This is a genomic window from Geobacillus proteiniphilus (assembly GCF_001908025.1).
Classification (GTDB): domain Bacteria; phylum Bacillota; class Bacilli; order Bacillales; family Anoxybacillaceae; genus Geobacillus; species Geobacillus proteiniphilus.
On record NZ_MQMG01000160.1, the window covers coordinates 1 to 341 of the forward strand.

The window sequence follows — 341 nt, forward strand, 5'->3', positions numbered from 1 at the left end:
GGGCTTCTCGTGGAGCTGAACAGCACGGTCGGCACGTTGGAGGACGAAGCGAAAGAACAACAGCTGGCTGCCATGATCCGCCGGATCGAGTCGATGCCGGGATGCATCCAGGACGATCGGGAGTGGCTGTCCGAGCAAGGGGTGGAGACGACCGGCATGCGTCCGATGGGCCACGCCGAGAGCGTGATGAGCCGGTTGGCGCATCGGGTGAAATCCCGCCGCAGCTGGAAAGACCAAGGGCTTCGGGCGTTTCTAAAACGCGATGGTGGCCCGAATCGACGGGATCGGGTGGAGAAAGGGGTCAGTGGAGGAGGAAGAGCCCCGGAGGGCAGCCTCGGCCT

At 64.2% G+C, this 341-nt stretch carries 1 pseudogene; it reads left to right on the forward strand.

The annotated features are described in order from the left end of the window. Positions 1–341 (forward strand): annotated as a pseudogene (locus tag BRO54_RS19015) (UPF0236 family transposase-like protein); the annotation flags it as partial.